The sequence below is a fragment of the Luteimonas sp. 3794 genome (assembly GCF_031456825.1).
Lineage (GTDB): Bacteria > Pseudomonadota > Gammaproteobacteria > Xanthomonadales > Xanthomonadaceae > Luteimonas.
The window spans coordinates 55,428-74,521 of the sequence record NZ_JAVDVJ010000010.1 but is presented as its reverse complement, the minus strand read 5'-3'; the positions used below and the strand labels follow the sequence as shown (position 1 = coordinate 74,521).

Sequence of the window (19,094 nt, the reverse complement as noted above, 5' to 3'; positions counted from 1 at the left end):
CGTGCACTGCAATGGCGACGCGGATCGCCGTGTGCGCGCGGCCCGCAATCGCGCATCGCCCGTGCCCATGCCCATGCCATCGACCCTCGGGGATCGCGCACAATCCGCGGATGAGCACAGCGAACAGGTCCGCCTCCGTCAAACCGAGCTTCCGCGAACGCGTGAACGCGATGCGCAACCTGCGGCCTTTCCTGCGCATGATCTGGCAGACCAGCCCCGGCCTGACGCTGACCAGCCTGGGCCTGCGGCTGATCCGCGCGTTCCTGCCGGTGGTGATGCTCTACATCGGCAAGCTGATCATCGACGAGGCGATCCGGCTGGTCGGCGCGGGCGTCGCCTTCGACGATCTCGCCACTGCCTGGAATGGCGGCGCGCTCGATCATCTGGCCTGGTTGCTCGCGCTGGAATTCGGTCTGGCGATCGGCTCCGATCTGCTCGGCCGCGTGGTCAGCTACGCCGACAACCTGCTGTCGGAGCTGTTCACCAACGCGACCAGCGTGCGCCTGATGGAACATGCGGCGACGCTCGACCTCGAGGACTTCGAGGATCCCGAGCTGCAGGACAAGCTCGACCGCGCGCGCCGCCAGACCATGGGACGCATGAACCTGATGGGCCAGCTGTTCGGCCAGGTGCAGGACGCGATCACGGTGGTGAGTTTCGCGATCGGCTTGGTGGTCTACGCGCCGTGGCTGATCCTGCTGCTGGCGATCGCGCTGATCCCGGCTTTCATCGGCGAATCGCACTTCAACGCGCTCGGCTACACGCTCAACTTCCAGTGGACGCCCGAGCGCCGCCAGCTCGAATACGTGCGCCAGACCGGCGCCAGTCTGGAAACGGCGAAAGAGGTCAAGATCTTCGGCCTGCACCGGTTCCTGATCGACCGCTACCGCACGCTCGCCGACGGCTTCTTCCGCGCCAACCGCTCGCTCGCGCGCAGGCGTGCGGTCTGGGGCACGCTGCTGGCCGCACTCGGCACCCTGGGCTACTACGTCGCCTACGCCTACATCGCCTGGCGCACGGTGCGTGGCGATTTCACGATCGGCGATCTGACCTTCCTCGCCGGCAGCTTCCGCCGCCTGCGCCAGCTCTTGGAAAGCCTGCTGGTCGGGTTTTCGCAGGTCGCCGGCCAAGCGCTGTATCTCGACGATCTGTTCTCGTTCTTTGCGATCGAACCCGAGATCACCTCGCCCGCCGATCCGGTGCCGTTCCCGCAGCCGATCCGCGAAGGCTTCACGTTCGAGAACGTGGGCTTCCGCTATCCCGGCGCCGAACGCTGGGCGGTGCGCCATCTCGATTTCACCCTGCAGGCCGGTGAAGTGCTGGCCCTGGTCGGCGAGAACGGCGCGGGCAAGACCACGCTGGTCAAGCTGCTGGCGCGGCTCTACGACCCGGACGAAGGCCGCATCCTGCTCGACGGCCGCGACCTGCGCGAGTACGACCTCGACGCGCTGCGCGCGAACACCGGCGTGATCTTCCAGGACTTCGTGCGCTACCACCTCACCGCCGGCGAGAACATCGGCGTCGGCCGCATCGAGGCCATGGGCGACGCGTCACGCATCCAGGACGCCGCGCGCCGCTCGATGGCCGACGAGCTCATCGCCGGCCTGCCGGACGGCTACGACCAGTTGATCGGCCGGCGCTTCAAGACCGGCGTGGACCTGTCGGGCGGCCAGTGGCAGAAAATCGCCATCGCCCGCGCCTACATGCGCGAGGCGCAGGTGATGATCCTCGACGAGCCGACCGCCGCGCTGGACGCACGCAGCGAGTTCGAAGTGTTCCGCCGTTTCAAGGAGCTTTCGGAAGACCGGACCGCGGTATTGATCTCGCACCGCTTCTCCAGCGTGCGCATGGCCGACCGCATCCTCGTGCTCGAGCAGGGCCGCATCGAAGCCAGCGGCACCCATGCCGAGCTGATGACGCAGGGCGGACGCTATGCGGAGCTGTTCGAACTGCAGGCCGCCGGATACCGCTGATCCGCATCTGTAGGAGCGCGCTGGCGCGCGATGGGGCGTTGCCGGGAATGCCCTCGCGCGCAAGCGCGCTCCTACACGGGCAGCGGTCGTGAGTCGCCGTTGACGGCGCCTTGCGTACGCTGCGTGGGACCAACGGAGTAGACCGAATGACCGACACCAGCCGCGCCCTTGCGCGCCATGCGCAGATTCTGCGATTCCTGATGAAGTATCGCAGTGCGGGGGTGTTGTCGGGATTCGAATTCGACCCGTCCACGGCGGATGCGGCGCCCGAAGGTGAACCCGGCAAGCCCGAGGCCTTCGTCGACGATCTCGAAGCGCTGGGTCCGACCTTCATCAAGATCGGCCAGGCCTTGTCGACGCGGCCGGACATGGTCCCGCCGGCGTATCTCGTCGCGCTGGAGCGCATGCAGGACGACGTGGCGCCGCTGCCGTTCGAGGTGATCCACGAAGCAGTCGAAGATGCGCTGGGTGTGCGCATCAGCAAGATCTTCGAGAGTTTCGACGAGAAGCCGCTCGGCAGCGCGTCACTGGCGCAGGTGCATCGCGCGACGCTGCGCGACGGCCGCAAGGTCGCGGTGAAGGTGCAGCGCCCGGGCATCACCGAACAGATCCGCGACGACCTCGACACCCTCGCCCGCCTCGCCGGCGGCGTGGACCGGGTCACCGAAGTCGGCCGGCGCATCCGCTTCGCCGACTGGGTGCACGAATTCCGGCGCACCCTGCTGGCCGAACTCGACTACCGCATCGAGGCCGAGAACCTCGACCGCTTCGACGCGCATTTCGTCGCCTATCCCGCGCTGTTCGTGCCCAAGCCGATCTGGGATCTCACCCGCGCCCGCGTGCTGACGATGGAGCTGGTCGAAGGCACCAAGGTCACCGACATCACCGGCCTGCAGCGCACCGAGCGCGACATGGCACCGCTGGCGACCGAACTGCTGCACGGCTATCTGGACCAGGTGTTCGTGCACGGCGAGATCCACGCCGACCCGCATCCGGGCAACCTGTTGTTCACCCGCGACGGGCGGCTGGCCCTGCTGGATCTGGGCATGGTCGCCCACGTCCCTCCGCGTACCCGCGAGCGCTTGCTCAAGCTGCTGTTCGCAGCGGTCGACGGCCGCGGCGAGCAAGTCGCCGCCGAAGGCATCGCGATGGGCACGCGGCTGGAAGACTTCGACGAAGGCCGTTACTACCGCGATGTCGGCCAGCTGGTCGCGCGCTACGCCGCGCAATCCGGCGCAACCGGGCAGACCGAAGGCCGGCTGATGCTCGACCTCGTGCGGCTAGCCACGGCGTGTGGCCTGCGCACCGCGCCGGAAATGAGCCTGCTCGGCAAGACGCTGCTGCATCTCGAATCGGTGGTGCAGGCGCTCGATCCCGATCTCGACATGAAACGCGTCGTCGAGGATCACCTCAACAACATGATGCGCCAGCGCCTGCGCAAATCGCTGTCGCCGGCGAACCTCGCCAGCGAACTGATGGACATGCAGGAGCTGGTGCGCGACGCGCCGCGCAAGGTGTCGAACGTGCTGTCGCTGCTGTCGGAAAACCGCCTGCGGGTGCGGCTCACCGGGCTGGAGGAATCGCACCTGCTCGAAAGCCTGCACAAGATCGCCAACCGCATCGCGGCCGGCATCGTCACCGCGGCGCTGATCCTGGCCTCGGCGATGATGATGGACAACCCCGGCGGCCCGCGGCTGTTCGGCTACCCGGCGATCGCGCTGCTGCTGTTTTTGACCGGCGCCGGTCTCGGCATCGCGATCGTGCTCAGCGCGCTGCTGGGCGACAAGCGCGCCAGGCCCAACGAGGAACGCGGGCCGAACTGACGCCGCCCAGTCTGACGCGCAACGGCAAGGCCCGGGTGGAACGCCATGTCCGCCCCGTGCCAAGCGCGCAGAATGAGAACCGGTCTCATCGCTGGTATCATGCGCGCCTTCCCCGCGTCGCCTTTCCGCATATGTCAGCCGCCTTTGGCACCGAAACGGTGCTGGATGTCCGTCACTGGACGGACGCCTATTTCAGCTTCACCACCACCCGCGACGATGGCTTCCGCTTCGAGAACGGCCAGTTCGTGATGATCGGGCTGGAAACCGAAGGCAAGCCGATCCTGCGTGCGTATTCGATCGCCAGCGCGAACTGGGAAGAACAACTCGAGTTCTTCAGCATCAAGGTCGACAACGGCCCGCTGACCTCGCGCCTGCAGCACATCCAACCGGGCGACCAGGTGCTGATCGGTCGCAAGCCGACCGGCACGCTGCTGATCCACGACCTGCACCCGGGCCGCAACCTGTATCTGCTGGGCACCGGCACCGGCTTCGCGCCGTGGTTGTCGGTGATCAAGGATCCCGAGACTTACGAACGCTTCGACAAGGTCATCGTGACCCACGGCGTGCGTACGCCGCAGGATCTGGCCTACCGCGACTACATCGTCAACGAACTGCCGCACCACGAGTTTCTCGGCGAGCAGATGTCGAAGCAGCTGCTGTACTACCCCGCCGTGACCCGCGAGGACTTCGACTTCAACGGTCGCAGCCACCGCGGGCGCCTCACGGAACTGCTCGACAGCGGCCGCATGGCGTCCGACCTCGGCCTGCCGCCGCTCGATCCCGAACACGACCGCGCGATGATCTGTGGCAGCCCGCAGATGCTGGCCGATTTCCGCCAGTTGCTCGACGCACGCGGCTTCGAGGCCGCGCCCCGCATCGGCACGCCGGGCCAATATGTCTTCGAGCGCGCGTTCGTCGAGAAGTAGCTGCGGCAAGCAGGCCTTACACTCCACGCATCATCCACTGGAGCGGCCCATGAAAATTCTCGTGACCGTCGACGGCAGCGACATCAGTTCGCGCGCCCTGAAGTTCGCCCTGAAGCTCGCCAAACAGTCCACGGCAGCCTCGAGCGTCACCGTGCTACACGTCGATCCGCCGGTGTTTCCGGGCGTGGAGCGGCGCATCGGCAAGGAGGCCGTGCAGGCCTATCACGCCGACAACCACGCGCATGTCTTCAAGACCGCTCGCAAGGCGCTGGGGCGCAGCCAGGTGGCTGTGGAGGAAGTCGCTGCAACCGGCGAGATCGCCGAAACCATCCTAGCGGTCGCAGCCAAGCGCAAGGTCGATCTGCTGGTGATGGGCTCCCACGGCCGGAGCGCGGTGAAGGGCGTACTGCTCGGATCCGTCTCGAGCAAGGTCATCGCCCAGACCACGATTCCGGTGACCGTCGTGCGCTGACGCAGAGCCTGCGCTGCCGTACTGACGCCCGCGTCAGTCGGCCAGCGCTGCCTCGATCGGCTTGCGCAGGCTCTCTGGCTTCGCGGACGGCGCGAACCGGTCGAGGACCTGACCGTCCCGCCCGACCAGGAACTTGGTGAAATTCCATTTGATCGCGCGCGTGCCCAGCACGCCGCGTTTCTGCGCCTGCAGCCAGGTCCACAGCGGGTGCGCGTGCGCACCGTTGACGTCGGTCTTGGCGAACATCGGGAAATCGACGGCGTAATTGAGCGCGCAGAAATCCCGGATCTCGGCCGCAGCGCCCGGCTCCTGGTGCCCGAACTGGTCGCAGGGGAAGCCCAGCACCACCAGCCCGCGGTCACGGTAGTCGCGCCAGAGCTGCTGCAGGCCGGTGTACTGCGGGGTGAAACCGCACTTCGAGGCGACATTGACGATCAGCAGCGCCCGATCGGCGTAATCGGACAGGGGCTGCGGCGAGCCGTCGAGACTGGTGGCCTGGAAATCGAACGCGCTGGTCATCGCGGCTCCGGCATGGGAAACGGACCGCCAGTCTGCCCCGTGCCGTCGCGACGCGCGACTCTTTCTGTCGCGCGTGCATTTCCGCCCGCAAGCCGTTGCTGCACATGGCATTTCAGCAACCGGACTTCCGGCATGGGCCGTCTCCACATCCGATCGGCTAGCCTAGTGGGTCATGTCACCGGGAGAATCCCCTTGCTGAAGCACCCGCTCGCCGTCGCACTCTGCGCGGCCCTCGCCGTGTCCGCCCTGCCCGTCTTCGCGCAGTCCACCGGCACCGCCACCGCCACGCCTGCCACGAGCGCCCAGCGCCCCGCCGACAATCCGCTGTTCGTCGAAAGTACGCTCGACCTGCGCTACCCGCATTTCGACCAGATCCAGGACGCGCATTTCGGTCCCGCGTTCGACGCCGGCATGGCCGAGAACCTGCGCGAGATCGAAGCGATCGCCGACAATCCGGAGGCGCCGACGTTCGACAACACCATCATTGCGCTCGAGAAGTCCGGTGACCTGCTGTCGCGCGCGCGCGTCATCTTCGGCAGCCTCAACGGCACCGACACCAACGATGCGCGCAAGAAGATCGACGCCGACTACGCGCCGAAGTTCGCCGCCCACCGCGACGCGGTGATGCTCAACCCGAAGCTGTTCGCCCGGGTCGATACGCTGTTCAAGAACGTCGACTCGCTGGGCCTCGACGCCGAGGGCAAGCGCCTGGTCGAGCGTTACCACACGATGTTCGTCCGCGCCGGTGCCAACCTGACCGAAGCGCAGAAGGAAGAGATGCGCCGCATCAATGCCGAATCGGCGAGGCTCGGCACGACCTTCAGCCAGAACGTGCTCAACGAGGTCAACGATTCCGCTGTCGTGGTCGACACGGTCGAGGAACTCGACGGCATGAGCGAGGCGCAGATCGCTGCCGCCGCCGAAGAGGCGAAGACCCGCGGCCTCGAAGGCAAATACGTCATCACCCTGCTCAACACCACCGGTCAGCCGCCGCTGCCGCAGCTCAACAATCGTGAGGTGCGCGAGCGCGTGCACAAGGCGTCGGTCGCACGTGGCAGCCGCGGCAACCAGTACGACAACACCGAGGTCATCTCGCAGATCCTCAAGCTGCGCGCCGAGCGCGCGAACCTGATGGGCTACCCGAACCAGGCAGCCTTCATCCTCGAGGATTCGACCGCCGGCACCGTCGAGGCCGTCAACGACATGCTGGGCCAGCTGGCACCGGCCGCCGTCGCCAATGCCAAGCTCGAAGCCGCCGAACTGCAGGCGATGATCGATCGCGAGCAGGCCTCCAAGGGCGAGCCGACGTTCCAGCTCGAGCCGTGGGACTGGGCGTACTACTCGGAGAAGGTCCGCCAGGACAAGTACAGCTTCGACGACGCGCAGCTCAAGCCCTACTTCGAGATGAAGAACGTGCTGGAAAACGGCGTGTTCTTCGCCGCGACCAAGCTCTACGGCATCACGATGAAGGAGCGGACGGACCTGCCGAAGTACCACCCCGACACCTGGACCTACGATGTCTTCAATGAAGACGGCAGCCAGCTCGCGATCTTCATCTTCGACCCCTATGCGCGTGCGTCCAAGCGCGGTGGTGCGTGGATGAACTCGTACGTGTCGCAGTCGGAGCTTGAAGGCACGCTGACGGTCACTGCCAACCATCAGAACATTCCCAAGCCGCAGGCCGGCCAGCCGACGCTGCTGACCTGGGACGAGGTGACCACGATGTTCCACGAGTTCGGCCATTCGCTGCACGGCATGTTCTCGGACGTGAAGTACCCGTTCTTCAGCGGTACCAGCGTGCCGCGCGACTTCGTCGAGTTCCCGTCGCAGGTCAACGAGATGTGGGCCGACTGGCCGGAGATCCTCGCCAACTACGCCAAGCACTACCAGACCGGCGCGCCGATGCCGGCCGAACTGCTGGCCAAGGTGCAGGCCGCGGCCAAGTTCAACCAGGGCTTCGCGACGACCGAGTACCTGGGGTCAGCGATGCTCGACCAGTACCTGCACCAGTTGCCGGCCGACCAGCTGCCAGACGGTTCCCAGGTCATGGCCACCGAGGCCGCCGCGCTCAAGGCCGCCGGCCTCGACTACGCGCCGGTGCCGCCGCGTTACCGCACGCCGTACTTCAGCCACATCAACGGCGGTTATGCAGCCGGCTACTACGCCTACATCTGGTCGGAAGTGTTGGACGCGAACACCGTCCAGTGGATCGAGCAGAACGGCGGCCTGACCCGCGAGAACGGCGACCGCTTCCGCAGCACCCTGCTCTCGCGCGGCGGCAGCAAGGATGCCAAGCAGCTGTTCCTGGACTTCACCGGACACGAGCCGCAGATCGAGCCGCTGCTGATCAAGCGTGGCCTGGCGCCGGATCCGCAGGCCGCCACGAACTGATCGTGCCTCGCACTGTGTGACCCCAACAACGCCCGGCCTCGCGCCGGGCGTTTTCTTTTGCGCATCCGTTACAGCGTGCGACGCCGCCACGGCGTCCGTACGTCCCGTTCCACGCACATTGCGGGATAGCCGGCCTGTAGCATGACCACATGTCCGCGACCGTCCTCGATATGCCCGATGCCTCCACGCAATTGCGTGACTGGCTTGCCCGGTTCCAGCGCTTGTTCGTGCTGACCGGTGCAGGCATCAGCACCGGCTCGGGCATCCCCGATTACCGCGACGCCAACGGCGAATGGAAGCGGGCAGCGCCGGTGACCTGGCAGGCGTTTACCGGTGATCCCGCCATCTACCGCCGCTACTGGGCACGCAGTTTCGTCGGCTGGCCGAAGTTCTCGGCCGCGCAGCCGAATGCGGCGCACCGCGCCTTGGCCGCACTGGAACACGAAGGACCGGTCACGACCTTGCTGACCCAGAACGTCGACGGCCTGCACCAGGCCGCGGGCAGCCAGCGTGTCATCGATCTGCACGGCAGGCTCGATCAGGTCACCTGCCTGTCCTGCGGCGACCTCACACCGCGCGATGCGTTGCAGCCGCGGCTTGTCGCCGACAATCCGGACTGGCATCCCGGCGACGCAGCAATGGCGCCAGACGGCGACGCCGACATCGCCGCAGATGCCGAACAGCGCTTCGCGCCCCCGTATTGCAAGCGCTGCGGCGGGATGCTGAAGCCGGACGTGGTGTTCTTCGGCGAAAACGTGCCGCGCGCCCGGGTACAGGACGCGCAGGCCGCTTTGCTGGCGAGCGAGGCGATGCTCGTCGTCGGCTCGTCGCTGATGGTCTATTCGGGGTTCCGCTTCGCGAAGATGGCGGCCGATGCCGGCCTGCCGCTCGCGATCCTCAACGGCGGCACGACCCGAGCCGACGCCCTCGCCACATTGCGGCTCAACGCCGAAATCGGCATCACGCTTGGTGCGCTCGGCCGCTGATCCGTCGGCGGGTCAGGCCTGCACGAACAGATCGCGGTAAGCCGGCGCCACATGCGGCAGCAGCACCGCGGCCGGCACGTCCACGGTCTGGGCGCCGTCCGAATACGGCCCGACCTGATAGGGCGGGAATACGAAGCGCAGACCCGACAGTTTGCCGCCTGCGCCGGGGATCGGCTCGAACTGCTGATAATTGGCGACGTCGGGGCCCGAGCCCTCGTCGATCATCCTGCCGGCCGAGCGCATCAGACGGCTGCGCTCGTCGGGCTCGAGTTCGTCGGCGTCGATCCGCTGCGACAGGGCCGCATGCAACTGCTCGCGCACGTAGCGAGAGATCACCTTCCAGTCGTCTTCGCCAGCCACCAGCGCCTCGGCGGTCAGCAGCTTCTGCTCGCGCACCAACCACACGAAGCGTTCGATCAGCGGCGCGTCGTGCGCACCACCGGTGTAGCTGCTGCCATCGGCCGCGATCGCCAGCATGTCCGGCGTGTCGAGCAAGGTACTGAAGTTGAGCGACAGGTCGTACATCGTGCCCGGCTGGAGTTCGGCGCCGCCCACCGCTTCCATGAGTTCCTCACGCGCGCTCTGTGCATAGCGGTGCAGTTCAGCGGCGAGTCCGGGGTATTTGTTGGCCTCGGGGGGATAGCTGATTCCGACGATGAATTTCGGGTCCATCTCGACCACGTCCTGCAACTCGGCCGGCGTTTCTTCGAGCGGCTCCACGGTCTCGGCAACTGTCATCGCCGCAGCGTCCCCGGCCTGTTCGGGCGCCGGCACGTCGCGTTGGCAAGCCGCCAGCGCCAGTGCGAGCAGTGGCAGGCAGTACAGGGACCGGATCGGTGCAGACATTGATGTTCCAAATGACATGGTGAAACGAAAAACTAACGGGCGCGGCGTGCGATTGTCGTGACGGTTCGCGTCGAGGAATCACACACACGAAAAACCCCGGACGTCGCCGTCCGGGGCTGGGTCTCGCGGAAGCGTGGCGTCTTAGACGGCCTGCACTTCGTCAGCCTGCAGGCCCTTCTGGCCCTGGACGACCTTGAATGTCACCTGCTGGCCTTCCTGCAGCGACTTGAAGCCGGTGCCCTGGATCGAACGGAAATGGACGAACAGGTCCTGGCCGCTTTCCGGGGTGATGAAGCCGAAGCCCTTGGCATCGTTGAACCACTTGACGGTTCCGGTCTGGCGCTGATCCGACATGTTTATTACTCCTTGAAGCAGTTTTTATTGGGAACACGACACCCGCCGACGCTGTGGTCCGGATGCCGCGACTGTCGAGCAAGGGGTAACGCGAAGCGATGGAGCGGATCGTCCCGACCGGCGAACCGGGCGTTCAACGTGGATCTACCGCATCGGAGTCACGATGGATCGTGATCCCGCCTTGAACAGTTCGCGAACGATACCGCAAAAAAAACAGAAAGGGTGAATGCGCAAACGGCGCTTAGTGACCGGTTTTGCCAGCCGTTGCGCGGGCCTCGTTTGCCGCCAGACGACGCGTCGCGTACCCGCATTCCGATGCGACCCGGAGGCCCGCCTGCAACGCATGCGCGACCGCCGCATCGACCAGCGCGGCGCCGTATCCGCGGCCGCCCAGTGCACTCGGCACAAGGGTATGCAGAATCGTCAGAACGCCTTGTTTTTCGCGGTATTCGAGGTGCGCGACGTGTCCGTCGACGCTGATCTCGAACAGTCGGCGGGCCGTGTCCATTTGGATGGAGGGGGTCGACATGAGACGTGCATCCGGTCTGAAAGGCGGCGCGTTACGCGAGGCCTCCCGCGGCACGTCGCCACCCTGGAGGCCGGTCCCCGTGCACCCGGTGATGACGCACTGCGTCACGATCCGGCGCTGGCGCCTTCGCGGGCCGCGCGCAGGGGGCGGCACGCTGATTGGGGGGGAGTTTGGCACGGGACGTGCTGCATCCCCGGCATACAGGGGAAGGCCACGATGACCACGCGACGCAAGGATCTACAGGACGCTCTCGAGCGGCTGTTCGAACTCACCCGGCTCGACCAGACCGCCTCCAGCGAATTCGAACAGCTGGACCACTTCGTCCAGCAGCGCCTGCTGGACGCCTATGCGGACGCGACCGAGGTCGCGCTGCGCGTTGTCGCCTGAGCGATCACGCGAAGGGCGCGCGTTGCGGATGGCGCGCGCCCTGCGCGGTCAGTCGCTGCGATGGTCGCGCTTGCTCTGATTGCGTCGGTCACGCGTACTGATGCTGCCGTTGATCGAGGCCTGCCGGGTCTCGGCCTCATGCAGCGCCAGCACCTTGGACCGCGCCTGCGGTGACTGGAAGCCGGGCGCTTCGGGTGAGGCTGGTTCCGCGCCCAGTGTTTCCCAGGACTTGCTGCCCTTCGCCTCGGCCTCCCGCTGTTCGAGCAGTTTGCGGGTGTTCGCAAGCGCCTGTTCGGGTGTGATGCCCCGCTTGCCGCGACCGCTCGCATTCTTCGCCTTGCCCACGCGCGCCTTGGCTGCCTTGGCACCGTCACCTGCAGTTCGGGTCGCGGCCGCCGACGCGGCCTTGGCGGCAGTCGACTGCTTAAATGCGGTTTTTTTCGCGACCGCCTTCTTTGCGACCTGCTTTTTCGCAAGCTTGGGCGCAGCGGGAGCCGTGGCGGCGCTCTTGGCCGACGCCGTCTTCTTCGCGGCCGCGCCGACAGTCTTCTTCGTGGCCGTGGCTGCCGGAGCACGCGTTGCCGCCTGCTTCGTGGTCGATGTCTTCTTCGCGGACTTCGAGGTCTTCGCAGCCGCCGTCGGCTTCGCGGCCTTCGTCTTGCCTGCAGTCGTCTTCGCAGCCTTGGCCGGCGCACGCTTGGTTCCAGCGGCCTTGGCGGGCTTGTCCTTCGACTGCGCGCGCGCGGATGTTTTCACGGCCTTGGCGACGTCGCGCTGACGGGTCTCGAGCCGGCCCAGGATGTCGGCCAGCAGCTCTGCTTTCTCGCCCGTGCGCGCATTGGCAATACCCGTGCGGCCCGATTTGCTGCCGCTGGTCTTGCGCGATGCCAGGCGCTGACGCTTCTCCAGATCCCGTGCGCGGTCGCGCGCCGTACGCGCACGCGTGACCAGTTGCGTCAGGCGCGACTCGCTGTGTTCGCGCAGGGCATTGGCACGACTGTCGTCGTAGAGACCCATCTCGGTCTTGTTGAGCAGGGCGGTGGCTTTCGCTCGCGTAACTGCCATAAGGCGCACTCCGTGGTTGAACGTGCGACCAGGATTATCACGCGCTCCATGCAGATGCGGTGAGCAGTGCCGGCCAACGCGCCGTCAGAACGAGGGTGACATCAAGCGTTCGAGGAACACTCCGATGATCCGCGGCTCCATGATCACGGTGAACAACATGCCGTAACCCGCACCCCACAGATGCGCGCTGTGATTGATGTTGTCGCCGCCGCGCTTGTCCATCCAGATGCTGTAGCCGATGTAGCAGACGCCGAACACGATGGCCGGCATCGGGATGAAGAGCACCAGCAGCAACTGCCAGGGATTGATCAGGATCGAGGCGAACAGCACCGCCGACACCGCGCCCGATGCACCGAGGCTGCGGTAATTCGGATCGTGGCGATGGCGCAGATAGGTGGGCAGGATCGCGACCAGGATCGCCGACACATAGAACAGCAGGAAGCCGACCGGACCGATGTACGGCGCGAATGCGCGCTCGATCCCGGCGCCGAAGAAGAACAGCGTGATCATGTTGAAGATCAGGTGCTGCCAGTCGGCGTGGATGAAGCCGTGCGCGATCAGCCGGTCGTACTGCTTGTGGCGATCGATCGCAGGCGGCCACAGGATCAGACGGCCGAGCAATGTCGGCTTCTCGAAGGCCTGCCACGAGACCAGCACGGTCACGGCGATCAGGAAGAGGGTGACGGGTCCAAAATTCATCGAAAGTCCTCCGCGTCAGGCGACGCGGTAGTTGTCCTGCATGGGATAGCGGCGCGCGTAGAGGCCGAACGCGAGTGCCGCAGCGAAGGCGAACGCGGCGAAGAAGAACATCAGGAAGGCGTTCTCGCTCATGCCGGTCGATGCGATGTACGCCGTCACCGCATCGTTGCGCACGCCGGCGTTGGTCAGCAGCACCCACAGACTGCCGAAGGTGCTGGTGAGGTACCAGAGCGCCATGATCACGCCCTTCATCGCCTGCGGGGCCTGGCTGTAGGCGAATTCCAGCGCGGTTGCCGAGACCAGCACTTCGCCGAAGGTCAGCAGCAGGTACGGCACCGACTGCCACGCCAGCGACACTTCTTGGCCGCCGTCGAGCCACAGCTGCAGACCACCGGCGATGATCCACGAGGTGCCGGAGATCGCGATGCCCCAGCCCATGCGGCGCAGCGCCGTCGGCTCGAAGCCCATCCGGCGCAACGCCGGATACAGCACGAGATTGTTGAACGGGATCAGCAGCATCACCAGCAACGGATTGAGCGCCTGCATCTGCGCCGCGTCCTGGATCAGCCAGCTCGGCCACCATGCCGATGCATGCGGGATCACCATCTCGCGGCCCTGGATGATCCAGGTCGACGCCTTCTGGTCGAACAGCGACCAGAACGGCGTGACCAGCGCGAACACGATCAGGATGCGCAGCACGGCGCGTACGCCGTCAACGGCGGCATCGGGATGCAGCCCGCGCGCACGTTCGAGCTGCAGCGACGCGCCCCAGCCGCCCAGCGCGATGATCACGCCCAGCGACAGGCATGCGGTAATGACGAAACCGAAGTCCGTCGGCCACCACGGCATCGAGACCGTCGCCGACAACAGCCACAGCAGCAACATGACGACGGCCGACACCATACCGACCATCGCCACTGCCAGACCGGGACGACCCGCGCCGGCCTGACGCGCGCGCAGCGCGGTCTTGACCACTTCGAAGAACGCGTTTGGATCACGACGCGCCGGCGGCACGTTAACGTATTCCTTGCGGCCCAGCCAGAACACGAAGGTCGCGATGAACATCAGGATGCCGGGAATGCCGAAGGCGACAGCCGGCCCGTAGTGGCGCAGGAACAGCGGCGCCAGCAGGGAGGCGAAGAACGAACCGAAATTGATGATCCAGTAGAAGGCGTCGAAGACCACCTTCGCCTTGCTCTTGTTGGTCTGGTCGAACTGGTCGCCGCAGAATGAGACCACCAGTGGTTTGATGCCGCCCGAACCGAGCGCGATCAGGAACAGACCGGTGTAGAAGCCGGTCGCGTTGTTCTCGAACGCGGCCAGACATGCGTGGCCGGCGCAGTAGATCAGCGAGAACCACAGGATGGTGTGGTACTTGCCGAAGAAGCGGTCGGCCAGCCAGCCGCCGAGCAGCGGGAAGAAGTACACGCCGATGACGAAGGTATGGAAGATGTCCTTCGCCGCCGCGTCCCGGTCCGCGCCCTGCGGCAAATAGCCGAGCAGCACCGAACTGATCAGGAACGGCACCAGGATGTTGCGCATGCCGTAGAAGCTGAAGCGCTCGCAGGCTTCGTTGCCGATGATGTAGCCGATCTGGCGGGGCATCGGCCCACTGGTGGTCTGCGGTGTCGTCATCGGCGCGTCGCGGGTGGCTGGAAGCCGCACAGCCTACCCGATCGCGGTGCTCCGACAGCGGCTTGTACGCCCCTCCGGATGGGGCACATGCAAGGCCACTGCGCCTGATCCGGGGGCCGCCCCATTTGGGCCTGCGCGCGGCGGGCGGCATCATGGCGGATTACCCGTCCGGACCTCGCCATGCCCGTTCCCCGCCTGCCGCTGGCTCTCGCCCTGCTGCTCTCCGCCCTACCCGTCGCGGCCGCCGATGATCCGCGCATCACCGTCGCTGAGCGCAGCGGTTTCATCGAGACCGGGCGCTACGACGAAGTGATCGCGCTGTGCGACACCTTCGCGCGACTGCATCCAGACGCAGTGCGCTGCATCCGCTTCGGCACCTCGCCCGAAGGCCGGCCGATGCAGGCCCTGGTCGCCAGCCGCAGCGGCGCGCTCGATCCCGAAGGCGCGCACAAGGCCGGCATGCCGGTCGTGCTGGTGCAGGGCGGCATTCATGCCGGCGAGATCGACGGAAAGGACGCGGGTTTCCTCGCCCTGCGCGAACTGCTCGACGGCGACGCCGCGCCCGGCGCGCTGGACGATGCGGTCCTGGTCTTCGTGCCGGTGTTCAGCGTCGACGGCCACGAGCGCTTCGGCGCGTGGAACCGGCCCAACCAGCGCGGTCCGCGCGAGATGGGCTGGCGCACGACCGCGCAGAACCTCAACCTCAACCGCGACTACGCCAAGGCCGACGCGCCCGAGATGCAGGCGATGCTGGCGCTGGTGGAGGCCTGGGATCCGATCGCCTATATCGACCTGCATGCAACCAACGGCGCGCAGTTCGAGCACGACATCTCGATCCAAGTCGAGCCGGTGCATGCCGGCGACGCCGTATTGCGCGAGGTCGGCCGCACGTTCCGCGACGCGGTGATGGCAGATCTTGCCCAGCAGGGCTCGCTGCCGCTGCCCTATTACCCCTCGTTCGTCGAACACGACAACCCGGAATCCGGCTTCGAGGATGGCGTGTCGCCGCCGCGGTTCTCGACCGGCTACTTCCTGCTGCGCAACCGTTTGGCCATGCTGGTGGAAACGCATTCCTGGAAGGAATATCCGGTGCGCGTGCGCATCACCCGCAATACCGTGGTGTCGGTGGTCGAACAGGTCGCGCGTCATGGCCGCGACTGGATGCACGTCGCGCGCGAGGCCGACGCCCGCGCTGCGTCCCTCGGCGGCACGCGCGCGCCGCTGGCCTGGAAGGCCACCGACGCCAGCCACACCGTGGACTTCCGCGGTTACGCCTACACGCGCACGCCGTCCGAAGTGTCCGGCGCGCTGATGACCCGCTACGACGAGACCACGCCGCAACTATGGCGCGTGCCGATGCGCGACACGCTGGTGCCATCGCTCGAGGTCACGCTGCCGCGCGGCGGCTATCTGGTGCCGGCCGCGCACGCGGCCTGGGTTGGCGAAAAGTTGCGCCAGCACGGCGTCATGTTCCACGCGCTCGCCACGGCGCAGCCCGCAGCCGCGGTCGAGGTGTTCCGCGCGACGCAGGCCACACCCGCGACGACGTCGGTCGAAGGCCACCAGCGGCTCGAACTGCAGGGTGCATGGACCATCGAGCAACACGATGTCGGCGCGGGCGCGCTGTTCGTGCCGATCGGGCAACCCAAGGCACGCCTGGTCGCCGCGCTGCTGGAACCGCAGGCGCCCGATTCGCTGGCGGCGTGGGGACGTTTCAACACGCATTTCGAGCGCAAGGAATACATGGAAGACTACGTCGCCGAACAGGTCGCGCGCGACATGCTGGCGGCCCATCCGGCGCTACGCGCCGAGTTCGAGGCCAGACTTCGCGACGATGCCGTGTTTGCCGGTGACGCCGCCGCGCGCCTGGAGTTCTTCTACCGCCGACACAGCGCCTGGGACGATCGCTACAACCTCTACCCCGTCATGCGCACCGACGCTGCGCGGACCACCGGAGACATCACGCCATGAAGCATCTGTTGACCGCCCTGCTCGCCTTCTCGCTCGCCGCCTGCGCCGCCACCCAGCCGCGCGTGAACCAGGCACCGGATCTGCGTGTCGTCACGCTCAACATCTATCACGACAAGGCGGAGTGGCCGAAGCGGCTGCCGCTGATCGTCGAACAGCTGCGCGCGCTCGATGCCGACATGATCGCGCTGCAGGAGGTGCTGCAGACCGCGGAGTTGCCGAACCAGGCGCAGACACTCGGCGACGCGCTCGGCTACTCGGTGCAGTTCGTATCCAACGACCCCGAAGGCCAACCACACCGCTATGGCAATGCCCTGCTGACCCGATTGCCCGTGCTCGAACAGGACTGGACGGCGCTGGAGCCACGCGATGACTCGCGCAGCATGGGGCACGCGCGGCTGCATTTCGACGGCAGGCCGCTGGACGTCTACTTCACCCACCTGCACCACACACCCGAGGGCGTTGCACTCCGCCGTCGCCAGCTCGAGGATGCGCGCGCCTTCATCCAGCGTCAGGGTGATGCGGCGCCTTCCATCGTGCTGGGCGACTTCAATGCACCGGTAAGTGCGCCGGAGCTTTCGGTGCTGGACGGATACATCGACACCTACGGGGCACTGCACCCCGGTGCCGACGCCGAAGGCGTCACCACATTGAACCCGCATTTCTTCCCCGATTACCGCAGGCGCATCGATCACGTTTTCGCTCGGAGCGGTCGCTTCGAGATCCGCGAAGCGCGCATCGTGCTCGATACGCCCGGCGCGGACGGCACCTGGCCGTCGGACCACTTCGGCACCTTCGTCGTGCTGCGCCCGACGACGCGTTGACCCGCTGTTCCATCGCGCCGGCGCATGCTCGTCCGCGACGCCATCCATCAGGAAGCCGATCATGTCCCGTGCCCTGCTCCGCCTTGCCGCACTGCCGCTGTGCGCATCCGCCCTGCTGGCCGCCTGCCAGACCGCGCCGCCCTCGCCCGTTTCTGGAGATGCGCCGATGACCGAGTCCACCGAAAGCGTGCGCGTCCAGGGCGAAGCGATGTATTTCGAGAAGATCCTGCTGCCCGAAGGTGCGCAGCTGCGTTTGCAGGTGCTCGACAACCAGCTCGCCGACACGCCGCAGGCGGTGCTCGCCGAGCAGGTGACGACGGTCGGCCCGGGGCCCTACGAATTCGCAATCGACGTGCCGCGCGCCAGGTTGCGCGACAACGGTCAGTACGGCTTGCATGCCTCGGTCTCGATGCCCGACGGCAGCCTGCGCTTCGTCACCGACACGCGCGTGCCGGTGAACATCGCTGCCGATACCGTGGATGTGCATGTGGGCCGCATCCGTCTGACCCACGTGCAACCGTAAGGCAAGACGTCAGTCGTTGACGAAGCGCACGCGGCGGGTGATGCCGCAGGTCAGCGCATAAGAGATCGTGCCGGCGGCTTCGGCCACTGTCTCCACCGGCAAGGCATCGCCCCACAGCACGACTGGATCGCCAGCGCGTGCGTCGGGCTGGCCGCGCAGGTCGATCGTCATCAGGTCCATCGACACGCGCCCCGCCACGCGCGCCATGCGGCCATTCACCAGCACCGGCGTACCGGCCGGCGCGAGCCGCGGATAGCCGTCGCCGTAGCCGACCGCGGCCACGCCGACCGGCATGTCCTCAGGTGCTTCCCAGGTTGCCGAATAGCCGATGCGCTCGCCCTTGCTCACGCGATTGACCGCGAGCAGACGCGTCTCGAACGTCATCGCAGGACGCAGGCCGAACGAAGCGCCACTGCGGCCGGTGACCACCGACATGCCGTACAGCGCGCCGCCCGGGCGGATCCAGTCGCCGCAGGCATCAGGCCAGCCGAGCACGGCCGCGGAATTTGCGAGCGAACGCGGGCCGTCGAGACCTTCGGTCGCCGCGACGAACGCGCGCATCTGCGCCGGCGTCTGCAAACCGTTCGGCGCCTGCATGTCGAACTCGTCGGAACTGGCGAAGTGCGTCATCAGCACGATGTCGCCGGTGACGCCGCGCGCGGCGCGCAGTCGCGCATGCGCCGCGCGAACCTGGTCGGGCGCGAAGCCGAGCCGGTGCATGCCGGTGTCGATCTTGAGCCAGACGCGGATCGGCGCGCCGTCGGTCTGCTCCAGCAGGTCGAGCTGCGCCGCGTGATGCACGATCGCCTCGGCGCGCAGGGCGCGCAGCTGGTCGAGATCGTCCGGGTTGTCGAATCCCGACAGCACAAGAATCGGCTGCTCGAGCCCGGCGTCGCGGATGCGCGCGGCGTCCTCGATCGCGGCGACACCGAACGCATCGGCCGCGCGCAGCGCACGTGCTGCGGTTTCCAGCCCGTGGCCGTAGCCGTCGGCCTTGACCATCGCCATCAGCCGCCGCCCTGGCGCCCGCGCGCGCATCGCGCCCAGGTTGTGGCGCAGCGCGTCGGTGTGGATGGTGGCGGTAATCGGGCGGGCCATGCGACGGAGGGCGGCTTTAGGGCCGCCTATTGTGCGCCTGCGGCGGCGCGTTCGCTGGACGTGCGGGTGAACCGCT

18 protein-coding genes are annotated in these 19,094 nt (G+C 66.7%); 10 read left to right on the top strand and 8 right to left on the bottom strand.

Annotated features, from left to right (window positions below):
* The first annotated feature begins 110 nt into the window (after positions 1-110).
* The 4 genes from J2X52_RS13390 to J2X52_RS13375 all read left to right on the top strand — a co-directional run bounded on the left by J2X52_RS13390 (position 111) and on the right by J2X52_RS13375 (position 5,194).
* Positions 111-1,973: an ABC transporter ATP-binding protein gene (locus J2X52_RS13390; protein ID WP_310154232.1), complete on the top strand. Its 1,863-nt coding sequence runs from the start codon at positions 111-113 to the stop codon at positions 1,971-1,973.
* A gap of 146 nt (positions 1,974-2,119) precedes the next feature.
* Positions 2,120-3,796 carry an AarF/UbiB family protein gene (locus tag J2X52_RS13385; RefSeq protein ID WP_310154229.1) on the top strand — a complete coding sequence of 559 codons (1,677 nt, stop codon included), beginning with the start codon at positions 2,120-2,122 and terminating at the stop codon, positions 3,794-3,796.
* A gap of 131 nt (positions 3,797-3,927) precedes the next feature.
* Entirely contained in the window at positions 3,928-4,722 is a 795-nt protein-coding gene (locus tag J2X52_RS13380; RefSeq protein ID WP_310154226.1) for a ferredoxin--NADP reductase, read from the top strand.
* A gap of 49 nt (positions 4,723-4,771) precedes the next feature.
* Positions 4,772-5,194: a universal stress protein gene (locus J2X52_RS13375; RefSeq protein ID WP_310154223.1), complete on the top strand. Its 423-nt coding sequence runs from the start codon at positions 4,772-4,774 to the stop codon at positions 5,192-5,194.
* Between the two features lie 33 nt (positions 5,195-5,227).
* Here the strand turns inward: J2X52_RS13375 and J2X52_RS13370 are convergent, their stop codons facing one another.
* On the bottom strand, positions 5,228-5,713 hold the full coding sequence (locus J2X52_RS13370; RefSeq protein WP_310154219.1) for a glutathione peroxidase: 486 nt from the start codon (positions 5,711-5,713) through the stop codon (positions 5,228-5,230).
* A gap of 237 nt (positions 5,714-5,950) precedes the next feature.
* Between J2X52_RS13370 and J2X52_RS13365 the strand changes: the two genes are divergently transcribed.
* The gene (locus J2X52_RS13365; protein WP_310154217.1) at positions 5,951-8,104 is read left to right on the top strand and encodes a M3 family metallopeptidase; all 2,154 of its coding nucleotides are present in this window, start codon (positions 5,951-5,953) and stop codon (positions 8,102-8,104) included.
* 149 nt (positions 8,105-8,253) lie between these two features.
* Complete coding sequence (locus J2X52_RS13360) at positions 8,254-9,090, top strand: NAD-dependent protein deacetylase (RefSeq protein ID WP_310154215.1); 837 nt, start codon at positions 8,254-8,256, stop codon at positions 9,088-9,090.
* Between the two features lie 12 nt (positions 9,091-9,102).
* Here the strand turns inward: J2X52_RS13360 and J2X52_RS13355 are convergent, their stop codons facing one another.
* The 3 genes from J2X52_RS13355 to J2X52_RS13345 form a co-directional block, all read right to left on the bottom strand.
* The gene (locus tag J2X52_RS13355) at positions 9,103-9,936 is read right to left on the bottom strand and encodes a DUF3298 domain-containing protein (RefSeq protein WP_310154213.1); all 834 of its coding nucleotides are present in this window, start codon (positions 9,934-9,936) and stop codon (positions 9,103-9,105) included.
* A 141-nt stretch (positions 9,937-10,077) separates the two neighbouring features.
* Positions 10,078-10,290, bottom strand: coding sequence for a cold-shock protein (locus J2X52_RS13350; RefSeq protein ID WP_310154210.1), 213 nt, complete (start codon positions 10,288-10,290; stop codon positions 10,078-10,080).
* A 241-nt stretch (positions 10,291-10,531) separates the two neighbouring features.
* Positions 10,532-10,819: a GNAT family N-acetyltransferase gene (locus J2X52_RS13345; protein WP_310154208.1), complete on the bottom strand. Its 288-nt coding sequence runs from the start codon at positions 10,817-10,819 to the stop codon at positions 10,532-10,534.
* A 216-nt stretch (positions 10,820-11,035) separates the two neighbouring features.
* Here J2X52_RS13345 and J2X52_RS13340 point away from each other — a divergent pair, with 216 nt between their 5' ends.
* Positions 11,036-11,206: a hypothetical protein gene (locus tag J2X52_RS13340; RefSeq protein WP_310154206.1), complete on the top strand. Its 171-nt coding sequence runs from the start codon at positions 11,036-11,038 to the stop codon at positions 11,204-11,206.
* Between the two features lie 48 nt (positions 11,207-11,254).
* On the opposite strand, the gene J2X52_RS13335 is transcribed toward J2X52_RS13340, so the two are convergent.
* The 3 genes from J2X52_RS13335 to J2X52_RS13325 form a co-directional block, all read right to left on the bottom strand.
* Positions 11,255-12,271: a hypothetical protein gene (locus tag J2X52_RS13335; RefSeq protein WP_310154203.1), complete on the bottom strand. Its 1,017-nt coding sequence runs from the start codon at positions 12,269-12,271 to the stop codon at positions 11,255-11,257.
* An 84-nt stretch (positions 12,272-12,355) separates the two neighbouring features.
* Positions 12,356-12,970, bottom strand: coding sequence for a rhomboid family intramembrane serine protease (locus J2X52_RS13330; RefSeq protein ID WP_310154201.1), 615 nt, complete (start codon positions 12,968-12,970; stop codon positions 12,356-12,358).
* A gap of 15 nt (positions 12,971-12,985) precedes the next feature.
* Entirely contained in the window at positions 12,986-14,575 is a 1,590-nt protein-coding gene (locus J2X52_RS13325; RefSeq protein WP_310154199.1) for an oligopeptide:H+ symporter, read from the bottom strand.
* A gap of 210 nt (positions 14,576-14,785) precedes the next feature.
* On the opposite strand from J2X52_RS13325, the gene J2X52_RS13320 reads away from it, so the two are divergent.
* The 3 genes from J2X52_RS13320 to J2X52_RS13310 all read left to right on the top strand — a co-directional run bounded on the left by J2X52_RS13320 (position 14,786) and on the right by J2X52_RS13310 (position 17,920).
* A complete protein-coding gene (locus tag J2X52_RS13320) occupies positions 14,786-16,576 on the top strand; it encodes a M14 family metallopeptidase (protein WP_310154197.1) in 1,791 nt (596 codons plus the stop codon).
* A complete protein-coding gene (locus J2X52_RS13315) occupies positions 16,573-17,397 on the top strand; it encodes an endonuclease/exonuclease/phosphatase family protein (protein ID WP_310154196.1) in 825 nt (274 codons plus the stop codon). Before J2X52_RS13320 ends, J2X52_RS13315 begins: the two co-directional genes overlap by 4 nt.
* A gap of 61 nt (positions 17,398-17,458) precedes the next feature.
* Positions 17,459-17,920 (top strand): YbaY family lipoprotein, encoded by a 462-nt coding sequence (locus J2X52_RS13310; protein WP_310154193.1) that lies wholly within the window; start codon positions 17,459-17,461, stop codon positions 17,918-17,920.
* 9 nt (positions 17,921-17,929) lie between these two features.
* Here the strand turns inward: J2X52_RS13310 and alr are convergent, their stop codons facing one another.
* Entirely contained in the window at positions 17,930-19,018 is a 1,089-nt protein-coding gene (gene alr / locus J2X52_RS13305) for an alanine racemase (RefSeq protein WP_310154192.1), read from the bottom strand.
* Between the last annotated feature and the right edge of the window lie 76 nt (positions 19,019-19,094).

Coding starts and splice junctions, on each gene's coding strand:
- J2X52_RS13390 (WP_310154232.1), top strand. CDS start 111: ATGAGCACAGCGAACAGGTCCGCCTCCGTCAAACCGAGCTTCCGCGAA.
- J2X52_RS13385 (WP_310154229.1), top strand. CDS start 2,120: ATGACCGACACCAGCCGCGCCCTTGCGCGCCATGCGCAGATTCTGCGA.
- J2X52_RS13380 (WP_310154226.1), top strand. CDS start 3,928: ATGTCAGCCGCCTTTGGCACCGAAACGGTGCTGGATGTCCGTCACTGG.
- J2X52_RS13375 (WP_310154223.1), top strand. CDS start 4,772: ATGAAAATTCTCGTGACCGTCGACGGCAGCGACATCAGTTCGCGCGCC.
- J2X52_RS13370 (WP_310154219.1), bottom strand. CDS start 5,713: ATGACCAGCGCGTTCGATTTCCAGGCCACCAGTCTCGACGGCTCGCCG.
- J2X52_RS13360 (WP_310154215.1), top strand. CDS start 8,254: ATGTCCGCGACCGTCCTCGATATGCCCGATGCCTCCACGCAATTGCGT.
- J2X52_RS13355 (WP_310154213.1), bottom strand. CDS start 9,936: ATGTCTGCACCGATCCGGTCCCTGTACTGCCTGCCACTGCTCGCACTG.
- J2X52_RS13350 (WP_310154210.1), bottom strand. CDS start 10,290: ATGTCGGATCAGCGCCAGACCGGAACCGTCAAGTGGTTCAACGATGCC.
- J2X52_RS13345 (WP_310154208.1), bottom strand. CDS start 10,819: ATGTCGACCCCCTCCATCCAAATGGACACGGCCCGCCGACTGTTCGAG.
- J2X52_RS13340 (WP_310154206.1), top strand. CDS start 11,036: ATGACCACGCGACGCAAGGATCTACAGGACGCTCTCGAGCGGCTGTTC.
- J2X52_RS13335 (WP_310154203.1), bottom strand. CDS start 12,271: ATGGCAGTTACGCGAGCGAAAGCCACCGCCCTGCTCAACAAGACCGAG.
- J2X52_RS13330 (WP_310154201.1), bottom strand. CDS start 12,970: ATGAATTTTGGACCCGTCACCCTCTTCCTGATCGCCGTGACCGTGCTG.
- J2X52_RS13325 (WP_310154199.1), bottom strand. CDS start 14,575: ATGCCCCGCCAGATCGGCTACATCATCGGCAACGAAGCCTGCGAGCGC.
- J2X52_RS13320 (WP_310154197.1), top strand. CDS start 14,786: ATGCCCGTTCCCCGCCTGCCGCTGGCTCTCGCCCTGCTGCTCTCCGCC.
- J2X52_RS13315 (WP_310154196.1), top strand. CDS start 16,573: ATGAAGCATCTGTTGACCGCCCTGCTCGCCTTCTCGCTCGCCGCCTGC.
- J2X52_RS13310 (WP_310154193.1), top strand. CDS start 17,459: ATGTCCCGTGCCCTGCTCCGCCTTGCCGCACTGCCGCTGTGCGCATCC.
- alr (WP_310154192.1), bottom strand. CDS start 19,018: ATGGCCCGCCCGATTACCGCCACCATCCACACCGACGCGCTGCGCCAC.